Genomic DNA, 17,235 nt, shown 5'->3' with positions numbered 1-17,235 from the left:
GATGTCGTTTCCCCTCCTGACGCTGACGGCGGCCGTGCCGGCCGTCGGCGCGATCCTCACCGCCGCCGTTCCGGCGGCCCGCCGCACGGCCGCCAAGTGGCTGGCTCTGCTGGTCTCGCTGGGCACGCTCGTCCTGGCCGCGCTGGTGGCCGTCCGGTTCGATCCCGGCGGCGAGCGCTACCAGCTCACCGAGTCCCACGCATGGATCGCGGACTTCGGCGTGCGGTACGAACTGGGCGTGGACGGCATCGGGGTGGCGCTCATCGCGCTCACCGCGCTGCTGATCCCCTTCATCATCCTGGCCGGCTGGCACGACGCCGACCCCCTGGAGACGCAGTCGAAGCGGTGGCGGCCGACGCAGGGCTTCTTCGCCCTGATCCTGATGGTCGAGGCGATGGTGATCCTCTCCTTCGAGGCCACCGACGTCTTCCTCTTCTACATCCTGTTCGAAGCCATGCTCATCCCGATGTACTTCCTCATCGGCGGCTTCGGGGACCGGGCGCACACCGGCGGCGATGCGGCCGCGGCGACCCAGCGCTCGTACGCCGCGGTGAAGTTCCTGCTCTACAACCTGGTCGGCGGCCTCATCATGCTGGCCGCCGTCATCGGCCTGTACGTCGTGGCGGGGAGCTTCTCCCTCACCGAGATCGCCGCCGCACGGGCGAGCGGTGAACTGGAGATGGCGACCGACACCGAGCGGCTGCTGTTCCTCGGGTTCTTCTTCGCCTTCGCGGTGAAGGCCCCGCTGTGGCCGCTGCACACCTGGCTGCCCAACGCGATGGGCGAGGCGACCGCGCCGGTGGCGGTGCTCATCACGGCGGTGGTCGACAAGGTCGGCACCTTCGCGATGCTCCGCTTCTGCCTCCAGCTCTTCCCGGAGGCGTCGAAGTGGGCCACACCCGCGATCATCGTGCTGGCGCTGATCAGCATCGTCTACGGGGCGCTGCTCGCGGTCGGCCAGCGGGACATCAAACGGCTGGTCGCCTACGCGTCGATCTCCCACTTCGGCTTCATCATCATGGGCATCTTCGCCATGACCAGCCAGGGCCAGTCCGGGGCCACCCTCTACATGGTCAACCACGGGATCTCGACGGCCGCGCTGATGCTGGTGGCCGGGTTCCTGATCTCGCGGCGCGGGTCGCGGCTCATCGCCGACTACGGCGGTGTGCAGAAGGTGGCGCCGGTGCTCGCCGGGACGTTCCTCGTGGGCGGTCTGGCCACGCTGTCGCTGCCCGGTCTCGCGCCGTTCGTCTCCGAATTCCTGGTGCTGGTCGGCACGTTCGCCCGGTACCCGGTGGCGGGCGTCATCGCGACGTTCGGCATCGTGCTGGCCGCGCTCTACACGCTGGTGCTCTACCAGCGGACGATGACGGGGCCGGTGAAGGAGGAGGTACGGGCGATGCCCGACCTCAAGGCGCGCGAGCTGGCTGTGGTGGCCCCGCTGATCGCCCTGCTGCTCTTCCTCGGCGTCTACCCCAAGCCGCTGACCGAGATCGTCGACCCGGCGGTGCGGCACACCATGTCCGACGTACAGCAGAAGGACCCGCAACCTGAAGTGGAGGCGGCCAAGTGAGCGCTACAGCCGCAGTTGCTGTCCACAGCCTGTGGACGACGGCGTCCGAACCGGCCGCCGCCGACAAGATCGGGGCGCCGGCCATCGAGTACGGCCAGCTTGCCCCCACGCTGATCGTGGTGGGCGCCGCCGTGGTCGGCATCCTGCTGGAGGCCTTCGTACCGCGCCGCGCCCGCTACTACGCGCAGGTGTTCCTGACGGTCGTGGCGCTGGCCGCCGCCTTCGCGGCGGTCGTCGCCCTGGCGGCCGGTGGGTACGCCACCACCAAGGCCGGCATCGCCGCGATGGGCGCGATCGCGGTCGACGGGCCCGCGCTGTTCCTCCAGGGCACCATCCTGCTGGCCTCGCTGGTCGCGGTGTTCACCTTCGCCGAGCGCCGGCTCGACCCGGCGCATCACGGCCACCGGGTCGACTCGTTCGCCGCCGAGGCCGCCGCCGTACCCGGCAGCGACCACGAGAAGGCCGCCGTCAAGGCGGGTTTCACGACGACCGAGGTCTTCCCACTGGTCCTGTTCGCCGTGGGCGGGATGCTCGTCTTCCCGGCGGCCAACGACCTGCTGACGCTGTTCATCGCGCTGGAGGTCTTCTCCCTTCCGCTCTACCTGCTGTGCGCGGTCGCCCGCCGCAAGCGGCTGATGTCGCAGGAAGCCGCCGTGAAGTACTTCCTGCTCGGCGCCTTCTCGTCAGCGTTCCTGCTGTTCGGCATCGCCCTGCTGTACGGGTACGCGGGCTCCGTGTCGTACGCCCGTATCGCCGACGTGGTGGACGGGTCGGTGACCGCCGTCACCCCGGCGCTCGCCCAGACCATGGGCAACGACGTGCTGCTCCTCATCGGCTTCGCGATGGTGCTGATGGGGTTGCTGTTCAAGGTCGGCGCGGTGCCGTTCCACATGTGGACCCCGGACGTCTACCAGGGCGCCCCGACTCCGGTCACCGGCTTCATGGCGGCCGCGACGAAGGTCGCCGCGTTCGGCGCGATGCTGCGGCTGCTGTACGTGGTGCTGCCCGGGCTGCGCTGGGACTGGCGGCCCGTCATGTGGGGCGTCGCCATCGTCACGATGCTCGCCGGCGCCATCGTCGCGATCACCCAGACCGACATCAAGCGGCTGCTCGCCTACTCGTCGATCGCCCACGCCGGGTTCATCCTCGCCGGCGTCATCGCGGCGACGCCGGACGGTGTGTCCTCGGTGCTCTTCTACCTGGGCGCGTACTCGTTCGTGACGGTGGGCGCCTTCGCCGTCGTCACCCTGGTGCGCGACGCGGGCGGCGAGGCGACGCACCTTTCCAAGTGGGCCGGTCTCGGGCGGCGTTCACCGCTCGTGGCGGCTGTCTTCGCGGTGTTCCTGCTGGCCTTCGCCGGAATCCCGCTCACCTCCGGGTTCTCCGGCAAGTTCGCCGTCTTCAAGGCGGCGGCGGAGGGTGGCGCCGGGGCCCTGGTGGTGATCGGCGTCATCTCGTCGGCCATCGCCGCGTTCTTCTACATCCGGGTCATCGTGCTGATGTTCTTCAGTGAGCCGAAGCCCGAGGGTCCGACGGTCGCCGTGCCGTCACCGCTGACGATGACGACGATCGGTGTGGGCGTCGCGGTGACGCTGGTACTGGGCGTGGCACCCCAGTACTTCCTCGATCTGGCGGGGCAGGCGGGGGTCTTCGTTCGCTGACGGCGCTGGCGGCGCCGACCGGAACCGGATGCGTGTGCGGGGGGGGGGGGGGGGGGGGGGGGGGGGGGGGGGGGGGGGGGGGGGGTCCCCCCCCCCCCCCCCCCGCACACGTGTGTCGGCTCGTGCTTCCCGGGAGAGGGCGGGGCGGAGACCCTGCGGGCGCCCCCCAGGCTGCCGTTCCGGTGGTCCCGCCCGCGCCGTACGCCGTCGCGGCTCAGTGTGCGGAAGCGATCCTGCCCGTCACCTCGCCGAGGCCGACCTTCGTGCCGTCCGGGCCCGGTGCCCAGGCGGTGAGCGTCACCTCGTCGCCGTCCTCCAGGAACGTCCGCTTGCCGGTGGACAGTTCCAGCGGCTCCTGGCCGTTCCAGGTGAGCTCCAGGAGCGAGCCGCGCTGGTGGACCTCCGGGCCGCTGACCGTGCCGGAGCCGAAGAGGTCGCCCGTACGGAGGGAGGCGCCGTTGACGGTCATGTGCGCGAGCTGCTGGGCGGCCGTCCAGTACATCGACGAGAAGGGGGGTTCCGAGACCGTCTCGCCGTTGATGCGCACCGTGATGTGGAGGTCGAAGCCGCCCGGCTCCTCGTCGGAGCTGTCGTCCAGGTAGGGCAGGAGGGGGAAGTCCCGGGCGGGCGGCGCCACCCGGGCGGCGTCCAGGGCCTCCAGCGGGGTCACCCAGGGGGACACGGAGGTCGCGAAGGACTTGCCCAGGAAGGGGCCGAGGGGAACGTACTCCCACGCCTGGATGTCACGCGCCGACCAGTCGTTGAGCAGCGTCAGGCCGAAGACGTGGTCGCGGAAGGAGGCGAGGGGGACGGGCCGGCCGAGCTCGGAGGGGGCACCGACGAGGAAGCCGACCTCCGCCTCGATGTCCAGCTTGACGGACGGGCCGAAGACCGGGGCGGCGTCCGAGGGCGCCTTGCGCTGCCCACTGGGCCGGACGATGTCGGTGCCGGAGACGACGACCGTGCCGGAGCGGCCGTGGTAGCCGATCGGCAGGTGCTTCCAGTTCGGGGTGAGGGGCTCCCCGTCCGGGCGGAAGATCTTGCCGACGTTGGTGGCGTGGTGCTCCGAGGCGTAGAAGTCGACGTAGTCCGCGACCTCGTACGGCAGGTGGAGCGTCACGCTGGTGAGGGGGTGCAGCAGCGGTTCTATGGCGGGGCGGTGGGCCGGAACCGTCAGCCACGCGGTGAGCGCCCGGCGGACGTCGCGCCAGGCGGTGCGGCCGGCGGCGAGCAGCGGGTTCAGGCTCGGCTGCGCCAGCAGTGCCGCGTACGGCGAGCCCAGCGCCTGCGCGGCCGCCCCCGCGTCCAGGACGTGGTCGCCGATGCGGACGCCGAGCCGGCGGCGGCCGGGCTCGTCGGCGGTGGTGAAGACGCCGTACGGAAGGTTGTGCGGGCCGAAGGGGTCGCCTTCGGTCAGGTCGAGCGGGCTCTGCTCGGGCATCGGTGCTTGCCTCGCTTTCCACGTGTGTGGGGGACACGTTAGATCAGCCCGGCCGGCGGGCAACGCGCTTCTCCCAGGTGTGATGGAAGAGGACCTCGGAGCCTTCCGCGCAGATCACCTCGTTGGAGGTGAGGAAGTGCGTGGCGTCGCACGCGATCTCCGAGCGCGTCTCGACGGTGACGTTCCAGGGCAGGTCGGGGCGATGCAGACGGATCCTCCACTCGGAGCGGGTGCGGGCGGAGAGCGGGTCCCGTTCGTTGATGGTGCAGGTCTCCAGAGCCTCCTCGGTGACCTCCAGGCCGTCCGGGTAGGCGCGCGTGCCGTCCTGGCGGGGGTCGTCCTCGAGGCGCCACTCGCCCTTGGCGACGTCACGGACGATGAGGCGCCCGGGGCGCCTGGTGGCGGTGTCGTCGAGGGTGGTGGGGACGGTGACGCCGAGGGGTTCGGCCTGTTCGGGAGCGTCGAACGCGACGGTCTCGGTGGTGTACCGCCGGACCGGGAGTCGGAGGGCGCCGGCGTCGGGGTCGAGGGTGAACCCCGTGGCGTGCGGGGCGGGCCAGATCCAGGGCCAGTACGCGGAGGAGACCGCGAGGCGGACGCGGTGGCCGGGTGGGAAGGTGTGGCCGATGCCGTTCAGTTCGAGGTCCACGTGCTCCTCGCCGTGCTGCTTCTGGGTGAGGGCGAGCGCGCCGCGTGTGACCAGGGTGGAGGTGCCGTCCGGGGCGACGTCGCAGAGGCGCGCGACGAGCCGGCCGGTGGACGCGCCGGTGCGCAGGGCGAGGGTGACGCGGGGGCGGCCGAGGATCTCGAGGGGTGTCCCGTCCGGTGGGACGGGAAAGTCGAAGCAGGCCGAGTGGGCGTCCTCGGCGCGCTGGTCGGGCGGCAGGTCGGCGTCGTCGCCGGACGGGACGAGGCGTCCGGCGTCCAGGCCGGTGTGCTGCGGGGAGCGGACCAGGACGGGCGTGCCCTGGAGGGCGTACGTGACGGGGGTGACGTTCGGGGACGGCCAGGCGGGGTCGCCGACCCAGCGGCCGGGGAGCTCGGGCGGGGCGGTCGTGGGCGGGTGCGGGGCGCTGATCCAGGAGCGGAGGAGGGGCTCGGACATGACGCCGGTGGGCTCGTCCTTGAGGTGGTGGTCCCACCAGCGGAGCGTCTCCTGGAGGAACCCGATCGCCGGTCCGGGCGGCCGCTCCCGGTCCGGGTACTGGTGCGGCCAGGGCCCGATGATCCCCCGGACCCGGTCGTCCGGCAGGTGCTCGACCAGCCGGAGGACGCTGTCGCGGTACGGGTCGTGCCAGCCGCCCACCGCGAGGACCGCGGCCCGCACGGCGCCGTAGCGGTCGCGGACGCCGGCGTGCCGCCAGTACTCGTCGCGGTCCTGGTGGGCCAGCCACGTGTGGACGGGCGGCTCCAGCGTCTCGAGGCGCTTCAGCCACATGTCGCGCCAGGCGTCACCGGCGTACAGGGGATCCGGCGGGCGGGCGGTGAAGGCCAGGAGGGCCGCCGCCCGGGCGTGCGTGCCCGCGGCGAGGAGGGAGCCGCCCAGGTAGTGGACGCCCGTGTCGTACCGGTCGTCGGTGGAACAGACGGTGACGACCGCCCGGAGCGGCTCGGGTGCGAGGGCGGCGATCCGGAGCGCGGTGGTGCCGCCCCAGCCGATGCCGAACATCCCGACACGGCCGGTGCACCACGGCTGGGCGGCGAGCCAGTCGATCACCTCGGCGCCGTCGGTGATCAAGCTCTCGGAGTACACGTCGCCCGGCACCCCTTCGCTGTTGCCGTGTCCGCGCACGTCGACCCGTACCGAGGCGTAGCCGTGGCCCGCGTACCAGGGATGCCGTTGCCGGTCCCGGGGAGCCGTCCAGTCGGTCAGCCGGTACGGCAGGTACTCGAGGAGGGCCGGAACGGGCTCGTCGGTGAGGGGGCGCCACACGCGGGCGTAGAGCCTCGTTCCGTCCGTGAGGGGGATGCGGACGTCCTCGTGGGTCGTCTCGTGGGGGAAGGAGGTGCGGATCTTCATGGGGCCTCGGGACCCGTCTCGTCGATGTGCTCCGGGTTGTGCTCCGGGTTCAGTGGGCTTTCTCGGGCTTTACGGTCTTCCTCGGTGGTATCGGGCAAAACGGCTGCATCTGATCATATGAGCTGTTCTTGAACATACCGGGGGAGGGTGGAAGGCGCCCACGGTGATCGAAAGGGGACCGGATACGCTGACTTGAGTGAATCCAGCGACACATCGACAATCCGTGTGATCGTCAGCAGACAGGAGACCCCCTCGTGACCGCAGTCGGGCCGTTCGGGCTGAGCGTGCGGGACCAGGCTCTTGAGGCCGATGTCCAGACCGGATTGGCGGCCGTCGAGGCAGGCCTCCTCGATGCCACCAAGAGCGACGTGCCGTTCATCACGGAGGCGGCACAGCACCTGGTACGGGCCGGGGGCAAGCGCTTCCGCCCGCTGCTGGTGATGCTCTCCGCGCAGTTCGGCGACCCGCACGCCCCCGGCGTCGTGCCCTCTGCCGTCGTCGCCGAGCTCACCCACCTCGCGACCCTCTACCACGACGACGTCATGGACGAGGCCGACGTACGCCGGGGGGTGGACAGCGCCAACGCCCGATGGGGCAACTCGGTGGCCGTCCTGACGGGTGACTTCCTCTTCGCCCGCGCCTCGCACATCCTGGCGGACCTCGGACCCGAGGCCGTACGCATCCAGGCGCAGGCATTCGAACGCCTGGTCACCGGACAGATCCTGGAGACGGCCGGCCCGCGCGACGGACGCGACCCGGTCGAGCACTACCTGGACGTCATCGCGGGCAAGACCGGTTCGCTGATCGCCGTCTCGGGGCGCTTCGGCGCGATGATGTCGGGCGCCGACGAGCGGACCGTGGACATCCTCACCCAGTACGGCGAGCGGCTCGGCGTCGCCTTCCAGCTCGCCGACGACGTCCTGGACATCGCCTCCGACTCCCACGAGTCGGGCAAGACACCGGGCACCGACCTGCGGGAGGGCATCCCCACCCTGCCGGTGCTCCACCTGCGCGCCCGCGCGGCCTCGGGCGGCGCGGCGGAGGACCAGGAGCTGGTCGCGCTGCTGGACGGCGACCTGACGGACGACGCCCGGCACGCGGAGGCGCTGCGACGGCTGCGCGTCCACCCGGCGCTGGAGCAGGCGCGGCGGGACACCGTCCGGTACGCCCAGGACGCGCGGGCGACGCTGGCGCCGCTGCCGGACTGCTACGCGAAGGCCGCGCTGGAGGAGCTGTGCGACCTGGTGGTGCACCGCGCGGGCTAGGGCGCTTCTTTCAGATTTCGCCGGGCTCGCCCGCCCTGGCACGCGCGTCTGTGGCGTTGTCGTCAGTCGCCGATGCTCCGCAGTGGCTCCCTGCTCCGCCTTGCGTCCGCACGCACCAGACCCCGCTCCCTGATCCGGCCTGATCCAAAAGAAGCGCCCTGGGCGTCTCGGGGTCGGTGTCATCCCTGAGCAGTACGGAAGTTGAGCCCGGGGACTGACGCCCCGGGGGGTGCCGCCTTGGTCAGATGGATACCGGACGTTGAGGCAGACGGATCGCTGACCACGGAGGTAGGCACACATGGCACCGAACGACAGCGCCGGGCGCCGGAGGACGGCACGGTACGCGGTCCCGGTCGCGGTGGCGGGGGTGGCGGCGGCGACGATCGGGCTCGTCCCGGCGCTCGCGGCATCCGGGGACCCCGAACTGCCGGAGATCACGGCACAGCAACTGGTGGAGAAGATCGCCGCGTCGGACGTGCAGCAGCTGTCCGGCACGGTGAAGGTGACGGCGGACCTCGGGCTTCCGTCGCTGTCGGGCCTCGGGGGAGACCTCGGGGGCGGCGGTGAGGGCGTCGGGAAGCTGATGGAGTTCGCCTCGGGCACGCACACCCTGCGGGTGGCGGCGGACGGGCCGGACAAGCAGCGGCTGACCGTCGTGGACGACGCCTCCGGCGAGTACAGCCTGGTGCGCAACGGGAACGACGTATGGGCGTACGACGGCGCGTCCAAGGAGGCGGTCCACTCGACCGAGCGCGGCGGCAAGGCCTCGGAGTCCGAGCTGCCGGCCCCGCCGGTGACCCCGAAGGACATGGTGGACGAGGCGCTGAAGGCCGTCGACGACACGACGTCGGTGACGGTGGACGGGACGGCGCGGATCGCCGGGCGCGACGCGTACCAGCTCGTCATCAAGCCGAAGCAGAGCGGCTCCACGATCGGTTCGATCAAGGTCGCGGTGGACGCGGACAACGGCGTACCGCTGAAGTTCACGCTCACCCCGAGCGGTGGCGGCAAGGCCGCGATCGACGCGGGCTTCACGAAGGTGGACTTCGCCAAGCCGGCCGCGTCGACGTTCGACTTCACGCCGCCGAAGGGCGCGAAGGTGACGGAGGCGCCGGCCGGGGTTCCGGGTGAGGGTGCGGGTCCGGGCGAGGGACCGGCGGTGGCGCCCTTCGTGCCGAAGGGCGAAACCGGGGAGTCCCCGGGCGCGGAGGGCCTGAACGTCATCGGCGAGGGCTGGACCTCCATCGCCCAGCTCACCGGCCCGACGGGCGGCGTGCCGTCCGACGCCCCGTCCGACGCCCCGTCCGAGGTCCCCGCGGAGGCGCAGAAGTTCCTGGACGCGCTCGGTGACAAGGTGACCGGGAAGTTCGGCTCCGGCACGGTCTTCAAGACCCGTCTGGTCAACGCCCTGATGACCGACGACGGCAAGGTCTACGTGGGCGCGGTGACCCCGGAGGCCCTGGTCGACGCGGCGAACGGCACGAAGTAACGGACAGCGTGGACGTGCCCCGCTCGGAGCGGTTCGCGCTCTCCGAGCGGGGCACGGGCCTGCTCAGAACGTGAGGCGGAACGCGTTGATGTAACCCGTGTCCTGGGCCGCCACGTCCTGGACGCGCAGCTTCCACGCGCCGTTGGCGGCTTCGCTCGACGCGTCGACCGTGTAGGTGGTCTGGACGTTGTCGGCCGAGTCGTTGCCGCTGGAGTTCTTGAGGCGGTACGCCGTGCCGTCCGGCGCCAGCAGGTCGACGACCAGGTCGCCGCGCCACGTGTGGATGATGTCGACGCCCACCTTGAGCGCCGCCGGGGCGTTGCCCGTGCGGCCGGAGACGGTGACCGTCGACGTCACGGCCGTGCCGTTGTCCGGGATGGCGACGTCGGCGGTGTTCTCGTACGTGTCGCCCGTCGGCGGCTCCGTCGTACCGGCGGACAGCGTCCAGATGGCGTGCGCCACGGCGTCGCTGTTCCGGTCGAGCGCGGTGTCGTTGATGTTGGACGTGTTGTCGCACGAGGAGTGGTAGCAGCGGTCGAAGGCCTGGCCCGCCGTACCGCCCCACTTCTGCGCCTGGGCGCTGGTCTTCGTACGGCTCGCGCCGGTGAACAGGCCGCCGACCGGGATGCCGACGTTCTTGAACGAGGCGTGGTCGGAGCGGCCGTCGCCCTCGGTCTCGATCTCGGTCGGGACGCCGAGGCCGGCGAAGTAGTCCTTGAAGGTCTTCTCGATCGTCGGGTCGTCGTCGTAGACGAAGTAGCCGGGGTTCGGCGACCCGATCATGTCGAAGTTGAGGTAGCCGGAGACCTTGGCGCGCTCGGTGGCGGGGAGGTTGTTGACGTAGTACTTGGAGCCGACCAGGCCGAGCTCCTCGGCGCCCCACCACGCGAAGCGGAGGTGCTTGGCGGGCTTGAGCTGGGCGCGTGAGACGGCGAGCGCGGTCTCCAGCACGGCGGCGGAGCCGGACCCGTTGTCGTTGATGCCGGCACCCGAGGAGACCGAGTCGAGGTGGGCACCGGCCATGAGGACCTGGTTGGCGTCGCCGCCGGGCCAGTCGGCGACGAGGTTGTAGCCGGTGGTGCCGTTGTACGTGAACTGCTGGACCGTGGTGGTGAATCCGGCCGCGTCCAGCTTGGCCTTCACGTAGTCGATCGACGCCTTGTAGCCGGGGCGGCCGTGGGCGCGGTTGCCGCCGTTGGCGCCGGCTATGGACTGGAACTGGGTGAGGTGCGCCTTGACGTTGGCGACAGGTATGTCGGGCGCGGCGGCCGCGGCCGCTGTTGCGGCTGCCGGGGCGGAGGGTGCGGCAGGGGCTGCCGTGGCTGCCGGGACGGCGGTGGCCAGGAGGCCGGCGACGACGAGCGCGGCGGCCGCGGCGGTGCGTCTGGGTATGTGGTGGCGCGCGGAGACGTTCATGTGGGGGCTCCGGATTCCGTACGGGGATGGGAACGGAACGTGCGAGACGCCCCGCGGCCTTGGGGGCGCGGGGCGTTGGAGCTGATGAAGCTTCTGGTGCGATGTGCGTGCTGAATGTTCAACGAGAGTTTGACCTACCGTCAAGGGCGTAATCCGGTCACGAGCGTTCGCATATCGGACCGTTGTGCCCTCGAAGTAGTCGCGAAACGAGCACCACTGCACGGCCTTTCGGCCAAGAACCCCTTCGTCGTCTTGCACGGACCTCCGTGGGCGGTCACGGGCCCCGGGACGGTGGCGAGTGCGGGCGCGGCCCCGGGCGCGGAGCGGCGGCGGTGGGCGCCGCGCCTACTGCACGCAGAACTCGTTGCCCTCCGGGTCGGCCATGACGGTCCATTCGCCACCCGGCTCCTTGACGTGGCGCAGTACGGTCGCGCCCAGTGCCTCCAGCCGCGTCACCTCCGCCTCCCGCCGGCCGGGCGGAGCGTGCAGGTCGAGGTGGAGGCGGTTCTTCCCGCTCTTCGGCTCCGGCACGCGCTGGAAGAGCACCCGCCTGCCGAGGCCGGTGCCGGTCCGCTCGTCGTACGGGTCGTCCGGATGCCGGACGGCGACCAGATCCCGGAACGCGCGACGGCCGTGCGCTTCGACGGTGTCCGCGTCCGTCACGTACCCGAGGCCCATCAGCCGGTCGATGTGGGCGCTGTTGTCCTCGACCAGATAGCCCAGGGCCTCGGCCCAGAAGTCGGCCTGGGGGTGGGGATCGGCCGCGTCGATCACGAGCTTCCACTGGAGTGGTGTCATGTAACCACTTATATTGGTTACGTGAACGAGCCCGCAATAGGCATGACCCTGCACCCGCCGGATGGCGGCTCCTTCCGCTTCGATCCCGGCGCGCTGTGCCTGGAGTTGCTGCTCACCGGCGGTCCGGGCCCGCTCGCCCGGTTCGAGGTGCTCGACACCCCCGCCGGGCTGCTCGACTGGGTGGCGGCCAGCCGGCTCGACCCGCCGGGTCTGCGGTTGCCGCCCGTCGGCGCGGCGGACCTGGCGGCGGTACGGGAAGTGCGAGACGCCCTGCACGGGCTCACCGCGGCTCGGGCGCACGGGCGTGCGTTCCCGGCGGCCGGCCTCGCCGTGGCGAACGCCGCCGCCCACGGGCCGCCATTGGGCATGCGCATGACGGCGGCCGGGGGGAGGGAGTGGGCGCCCGGCGCGAGCGTGGCGGGGCTGCTGTCGACGATCGCCCGTGACGCGATCGACCTGTTCACCGGTCCGTACGCGGCGGCCGGCCGCATCCGCGAATGCGGCGCCCACGACTGTTACCTGCTCTTCGTCGACACCTCCCGCCCCGGCCGCCGCCGCTGGTGCGCGATGGAACGGTGCGGCAACCGCCACAAGGTCCGGGCCCACCGCGCCCGTACCCGGACGGAAGGAGAAACGTGATGCCCACAGGACTGACCCGCGACGCAGGCTGGGAGATCGGCGTGTCGAAGACGCTGCCGCTGCCGGCCGACGCCGTGTGGGACTTCATCGTGAGCCCGGACGGCGTCGCGCTGTGGCTCGGTGTCGTGCGGGGAGGGCTGCCCACGGAGAAGGGCGCGGCGTACGGGACGGCCGACGGGGTGACCGGCGAGGTGCGCGGCTACCGGCCCGGCGACCGGGTGCGCCTCACCTGCGGCGGCACGACGGTCCAGGTCGCCGTCTCCGGGGCCGGCCCAGGGAAGGCCGTACTCCGCTTCCACCAGGAGCACCTCACGAGCGCCGAGGAGCGCGAGCGACGCCGTACGCACTGGCAGGGCGTCATGCGCCGGGTGGAGGAGGCGCTACGGGCCTAGGCCTTCGACACGCCCGCCGACAGGTCCACCGGCGCGCCGTCCGCCTCCACGGGGCGGCCCGCCGCCCGGCGCAGGGCGGCCGCCTCCACCCTCGTACGCCGTGATGTCCGCAGCGCGTCCCACGTCAGGATCGTCAGGGCCAGCCACACCAGCGAGAAGCCCGCCCACCGCTCGGGCGGCATCGCCTCGTGGAAGTAGACGACGCCGAGCAGGAACTGGAACACCGGCGCCAGGTACTGCAACAGCCCCAGCGTCGACAGCGGCACCCTGATCGCCGCCGCGCCGAAGCAGACCAGCGGTACGGCGGTGACCACACCCGTCGCGGCGAGCAGCGCCGCGTGGCCCGCACCCTCCGTGCCGAAGTGGGCCGAGCCCTGGGAGCTCAGCCACAGCAGGTAGGCCAGCCCCGGCAGGAACTGGACGGCCGTCTCCGCCGCCAGGGACTCCAGGCCGCCGATGTTGACCTTCTTCTTCACGAGGCCGTAGATGGCGAAGGAGAAGGCGAGGACCAGGGAGATCCACGGCGGCCTGCCGTATCCCACGGCCAGGACCACGACCGCCGCGAAGCCGGTGCCGACCGCCGCCCATTGCGCGGGCCGCAGTCGCTCCTTCAGCAGCAGGACGCCCATGGCGATGGTGACCAGCGGGTTGATGAAGTAGCCGAGCGAGGCCTCCACCACCTGGCCGGCGTTCACGGCCCAGATGTACAGGCCCCAGTTGACGGTGATCACCGCCGCGGCGAGGGTGATCAGCCCGACCTTGCGGGGCTGCCGCAGCAGCTCGCGTATCCACCCCCAGCGGCGCAGCGCGAGGAGTGCGACTCCGACGACCACCAGGGACCAGACCATGCGGTGGGCCAGCATCTCGACCGCTCCGGCCGGCTTCAGCAGTGGCCAGAAGAGCGGCACGAGGCCCCACATGCCGTAGGCGCTCACGCCGTAGAGGAACCCAGCCCGCTGCTCGCCGCCGCTCTTCGCCGCCATTGGCCGCCGCCCTTCCGCCGCCTGCCGCCCTGCCCTGTCCTGCACACGCCCGGCACGTGCCTGCGGACGAAGGTAGCGCCGTGCGGGGCGGCCTGTCATGCCCGTACCGCGATACGGTCATGACACATGCGTCACAGCTGCCGGACGGCCTCCGCTCACCGTGCTCGGCCGGGAGGTCGCCGAACAGGTCTGGGCCCTCGCGCGGTGGACCGAGCGGAACGTCGACGCCGTCCAGCGGGCGCGGGACGTCCACGACGAGGCCCGGGCCTCCTGACGGAGGACCCGGGCCCGTGGCAGCCGGCGAGGGCGCCGGCGGTGGACGTCAGCCGATGACCGTCCAGGTGTCGTTGCCCGCGAGCAGCGCGGCGAGGTCACCCTTGCCGTACTGCTCGACGGCCGCGTCGAGCTGGTCGGCCATCTGGGTGTCGTAGACGGGGCGCGCCACGGAGCGGAACACACCGATGGGTGTGTGGTGCAGCGTGTCCGGGTCCGCGAGCCGGGACAGCGCGAAGGCCGTGGTGGGGCTCGCGCTGTGCGCGTCGTGGACCACGACCTGGCTCTCGTTCTCCGGAGTCACGGTGACCACCTGCAGATCACCGGTGGCCGGGTCCCGGACGACACCCTTGCCGCCGGCCGGACCGAAGCGGATCGGCTGCCCGTGCTCCAGGCGGATCACCGCCTCCTCCGCCTTCTCCTTGTCCTTCAGGGCGTCGAACGCCCCGTCGTTGAAGATGTTGCAGTTCTGGTAGATCTCCACCAGCGCCGTGCCGGGGTGGTCGGCCGCCTGTCGCAGGACCTCCGTGAGGTGCTTGCGGTCGGAGTCGACGGTCCGTGCCACGAAGGACGCCTCGGCACCGATCGCGAGGGACACGGGGTTGAACGGTGCGTCGAGCGAGCCCATGGGCGTCGACTTGGTGATCTTGCCGACCTCGGAGGTCGGGGAGTACTGGCCCTTGGTCAGGCCGTAGATCCGGTTGTTGAACAGCAGGATCTTGAGGTTGACGTTGCGCCGCAGGGCGTGGATCAGGTGGTTCCCGCCGATGGAGAGCGCGTCTCCGTCGCCGGTGACGACCCAGACGGACAGATCCGTGCGGGAGGAGGCCAGGCCGGTCGCGATCGCCGGCGCACGGCCGTGGATCGAGTGCATCCCATAGGTGTTCATGTAGTACGGGAAGCGGGACGAACAACCGATACCGGAGACGAAGACGATGTTCTCCTTCGCCAGACCGAGCTCGGGCATGAAGCCCTGCACGGCGGCGAGGATCGCGTAGTCACCACAACCGGGGCACCAGCGCACTTCCTGGTCGGACTTGAAGTCCTTCATGGACTGCTTGGCCTCGGCCTTGGGCACCAGCTTCAGCGCCTCAGTCATGGATGGCCTCCTTGAGAGCCGTGGCGAGCTGCTCGGCCTTGAACGGCATACCGTTCACCTGGTTGTAGCTGTGCGCGTCGACCAGATATTTCGCCCTGATGAGAGTGGCGAGCTGGCCCAGGTTCATTTCGGGCACGACGACCTTGTCGTACCGCTTCAGCACATCCCCGAGGTTCTTCGGGAAGGGGTTGAGGTTGCGCAGGTGGGCCTGGGCGATGGACTCGCCGGCGGCCCGCAGCCGCCGTACGGCGGCCGTGATCGGCCCGTACGTCGACCCCCACCCCAGCACCAGGGTCCGGGCGGCGCCGCTCGGGTCGTCGACGTCCAGGTCGGGCACGTCGATGCCGTCGACCTTGGCCTGACGGGTGCGGACCATGAAGTCGTGGTTGGCCGGATCGTAGGAGATGTTGCCCGTGCCGTCCTGCTTCTCGATGCCGCCGATGCGGTGCTCCAGGCCCGGCGTACCGGGCAGCGCCCATGGGCGGGCGAGCGTCTCGGGGTCGCGCTTGTACGGCCAGAAGACCTCGGTGCCGTCGTCCAGGGTGTGGTTGGGGCCGGTGGCGAACCGGACACCCAGATCGGGCAGCTCGTCCAGGTCCGGGATGCGCCACGGCTCCGAACCATTGGCCAGGTAGCCGTCGGAGAGCAGGAACACCGGGGTGCGGTAGGTGAGCGCGATACGCGCCGCCTCCAGCGCCGCGTCGAAGCAGTCCGCCGGCGTCCGCGGCGCCACGACCGGCACCGGGGCCTCTCCGTTGCGCCCGTACATCGCCTGGAGGAGGTCCGCCTGCTCGGTCTTGGTCGGCAGGCCGGTCGACGGGCCGCCACGCTGGATGTCCACGATCAGCAGCGGCAGCTCCAGCGACACCGCGAGCCCGATCGTCTCGGACTTCAGCGCCACACCGGGGCCGGAGGTGGTGGTGACGGCCAGCGACCCGCCGAAGGCCGCGCCCAGCGCGGCGCCGATACCGGCGATCTCGTCCTCGGCCTGGAAGGTCCGTACACCGAAGTTCTTGTGCTTCGACAGCTCGTGCAGGATGTCGGAGGCCGGGGTGATCGGGTACGAGCCCAGGTACAGCGGCAGGTCCGCCTGCCGGGACGCGGCGATCAGACCGTAGGCCAGGGCCAGGTTCCCGGAGATGTTGCGGTAGGTGCCGGAGGGGAACGCCTTCGTGGCGGGGGCGACCTCGTAGGAGACCGCGAAGTCCTCGGTGGTCTCGCCGAAGTTCCACCCGGCCCGGAACGCGGCCACATTGGCCTCGGCGATCTCCGGCTTCCTGGCGAACTTCTGCCGCAGGAACTTCTCCGTGCCCTCGGTCGGCCGGTGGTACATCCAGCTCAGCAGCCCGAGCGCGAACATGTTCTTGGAACGCTCGGCCTCCTTGCGGGAGAGACCGAAGTCCTTGAGCGCCTCGATCGTCAGCGTCGTGAGCGGTACCGGGTGGACCCGGTACCCGTCGAGGGAACCGTCCTCCAGCGGAGAGGTCTCGTAGCCGACCTTCGCCATGGCCCGCTTGGCGAACTCGTCGGTGTTGACGATGATCTCGCTGCCGCGCGGCACATCGTCGATGTTGGCCTTCAGCGCGGCGGGGTTCATCGCCACCAGGACGTTCGGAGCGTCGCCCGGCGTGAGGATGTCGTGGTCGGCGAAGTGCAGCTGGAACGAGGAGACACCCGGCAGGGTGCCGGCGGGGGCCCGGATCTCGGCCGGGAAGTTGGGCAGGGTCGACAGGTCGTTGCCGAACGACGCCGTCTCCGACGTGAAACGGTCACCCGTCAACTGCATACCGTCGCCCGAGTCACCCGCGAAACGGATGATCACCCGGTCCAGACGGCGTACTTCCTTCTCCGCACCATGCTGGCCGGGGCCGCCACGCTGTTCCCCGACGACAGCCTCGTTGGCCTTCCGGGTCCCATCTGACCCGTCGGCCTGATCGGCTGGGCTACTGACCTGGCTGGTCACTGAACTGGACCTCCCTCGAGACAAGGGGCCTCCCCGCCGTCGGCGGGAGAACGCTCGGGAGACGGCCGGCCCACCAGCCGTCCCAAGGCCCACCCTACGTCCGTAAGGGTCGCCTTCCTTGGACCGCTCACATGGTGGACGCCCTTTTGAGACGTCCGTACGCCCTGAATCATCATGCTTTGTCTCCCCCCGCGCCGTTCGGTAACGACGCTCCAGACTCATC

14 protein-coding genes are annotated in these 17,235 nt (G+C 71.0%); 7 read left to right on the top strand and 7 right to left on the bottom strand.

Going from position 1 to position 17,235, the window contains the following annotated elements; translation table 11 throughout:
- The first annotated feature begins 1 nt into the window (after position 1).
- Both ACZ6C1_RS26665 and nuoN read left to right on the top strand, forming a co-directional pair.
- Positions 2-1,573, top strand: coding sequence for an NADH-quinone oxidoreductase subunit M (locus ACZ6C1_RS26665; RefSeq protein WP_469243942.1), 1,572 nt, complete (start codon positions 2-4; stop codon positions 1,571-1,573).
- The gene (gene nuoN, locus ACZ6C1_RS26660) at positions 1,570-3,234 is read left to right on the top strand and encodes an NADH-quinone oxidoreductase subunit NuoN (RefSeq protein ID WP_469243940.1); all 1,665 of its coding nucleotides are present in this window, start codon (positions 1,570-1,572) and stop codon (positions 3,232-3,234) included. The genes ACZ6C1_RS26665 and nuoN overlap by 4 nt, the downstream gene beginning before the upstream one ends.
- A gap of 214 nt (positions 3,235-3,448) precedes the next feature.
- On the opposite strand, the gene fahA is transcribed toward nuoN, so the two are convergent.
- Entirely contained in the window at positions 3,449-4,675 is a 1,227-nt protein-coding gene (gene fahA, locus ACZ6C1_RS26655; protein WP_469243938.1) for a fumarylacetoacetase, read from the bottom strand.
- A gap of 43 nt (positions 4,676-4,718) precedes the next feature.
- On the bottom strand, positions 4,719-6,695 hold the full coding sequence (locus ACZ6C1_RS26650) for a CocE/NonD family hydrolase (RefSeq protein WP_469243936.1): 1,977 nt from the start codon (positions 6,693-6,695) through the stop codon (positions 4,719-4,721).
- 254 nt (positions 6,696-6,949) lie between these two features.
- Here ACZ6C1_RS26650 and ACZ6C1_RS26645 point away from each other — a divergent pair, with 254 nt between their 5' ends.
- Together ACZ6C1_RS26645 and ACZ6C1_RS26640 are read left to right on the top strand one after the other, a co-directional pair.
- The gene (locus tag ACZ6C1_RS26645) at positions 6,950-7,960 is read left to right on the top strand and encodes a polyprenyl synthetase family protein (protein WP_469243935.1); all 1,011 of its coding nucleotides are present in this window, start codon (positions 6,950-6,952) and stop codon (positions 7,958-7,960) included.
- A 298-nt stretch (positions 7,961-8,258) separates the two neighbouring features.
- Positions 8,259-9,449, top strand: a complete 1,191-nt coding sequence (locus tag ACZ6C1_RS26640; protein WP_469243933.1) for a LolA family protein — start codon at positions 8,259-8,261, stop codon at positions 9,447-9,449.
- A gap of 63 nt (positions 9,450-9,512) precedes the next feature.
- On the opposite strand, the gene ACZ6C1_RS26635 is transcribed toward ACZ6C1_RS26640, so the two are convergent.
- Positions 9,513-10,865 (bottom strand): M28 family metallopeptidase, encoded by a 1,353-nt coding sequence (locus ACZ6C1_RS26635; protein ID WP_469243931.1) that lies wholly within the window; start codon positions 10,863-10,865, stop codon positions 9,513-9,515.
- Between the two features lie 345 nt (positions 10,866-11,210).
- Positions 11,211-11,663 carry a VOC family protein gene (locus ACZ6C1_RS26630; protein WP_469243929.1) on the bottom strand — a complete coding sequence of 151 codons (453 nt, stop codon included), beginning with the start codon at positions 11,661-11,663 and terminating at the stop codon, positions 11,211-11,213.
- A gap of 42 nt (positions 11,664-11,705) precedes the next feature.
- Between ACZ6C1_RS26630 and ACZ6C1_RS26625 the strand changes: the two genes are divergently transcribed.
- Both ACZ6C1_RS26625 and ACZ6C1_RS26620 read left to right on the top strand, forming a co-directional pair.
- Positions 11,706-12,302: a CGNR zinc finger domain-containing protein gene (locus ACZ6C1_RS26625; protein WP_469244098.1), complete on the top strand. Its 597-nt coding sequence runs from the start codon at positions 11,706-11,708 to the stop codon at positions 12,300-12,302.
- Complete coding sequence (locus ACZ6C1_RS26620) at positions 12,302-12,694, top strand: SRPBCC family protein (protein ID WP_469243927.1); 393 nt, start codon at positions 12,302-12,304, stop codon at positions 12,692-12,694. The genes ACZ6C1_RS26625 and ACZ6C1_RS26620 overlap by 1 nt, the downstream gene beginning before the upstream one ends.
- Here ACZ6C1_RS26620 and rarD read toward each other — a convergent pair.
- Positions 12,691-13,677: an EamA family transporter RarD gene (gene rarD, locus ACZ6C1_RS26615; RefSeq protein WP_469243926.1), complete on the bottom strand. Its 987-nt coding sequence runs from the start codon at positions 13,675-13,677 to the stop codon at positions 12,691-12,693. The two genes, ACZ6C1_RS26620 and rarD, sit on opposite strands and share 4 nt — an antisense overlap.
- 97 nt (positions 13,678-13,774) lie before the next feature.
- On the opposite strand from rarD, the gene ACZ6C1_RS26610 reads away from it, so the two are divergent.
- The gene (locus ACZ6C1_RS26610) at positions 13,775-13,951 is read left to right on the top strand and encodes a hypothetical protein (RefSeq protein ID WP_469243924.1); all 177 of its coding nucleotides are present in this window, start codon (positions 13,775-13,777) and stop codon (positions 13,949-13,951) included.
- Positions 13,952-13,999: 48 nt separating this feature from the next.
- Here the strand turns inward: ACZ6C1_RS26610 and ACZ6C1_RS26605 are convergent, their stop codons facing one another.
- Positions 14,000-15,049, bottom strand: coding sequence for a 2-oxoacid:ferredoxin oxidoreductase subunit beta (locus ACZ6C1_RS26605; protein WP_469243922.1), 1,050 nt, complete (start codon positions 15,047-15,049; stop codon positions 14,000-14,002).
- Positions 15,042-17,012, bottom strand: a complete 1,971-nt coding sequence (locus ACZ6C1_RS26600; protein ID WP_469243920.1) for a 2-oxoacid:acceptor oxidoreductase subunit alpha — start codon at positions 17,010-17,012, stop codon at positions 15,042-15,044. Before ACZ6C1_RS26600 ends, ACZ6C1_RS26605 begins: the two co-directional genes overlap by 8 nt.
- Positions 17,013-17,235 lie beyond the last annotated feature (223 nt).

The sequence above is a fragment of the Streptomyces sp. NPDC041796 genome (assembly GCF_055590785.1).
The sequence above is the reverse complement of the archived record's forward strand: the minus strand, read 5'-3'. Positions and strand labels throughout refer to the sequence as shown.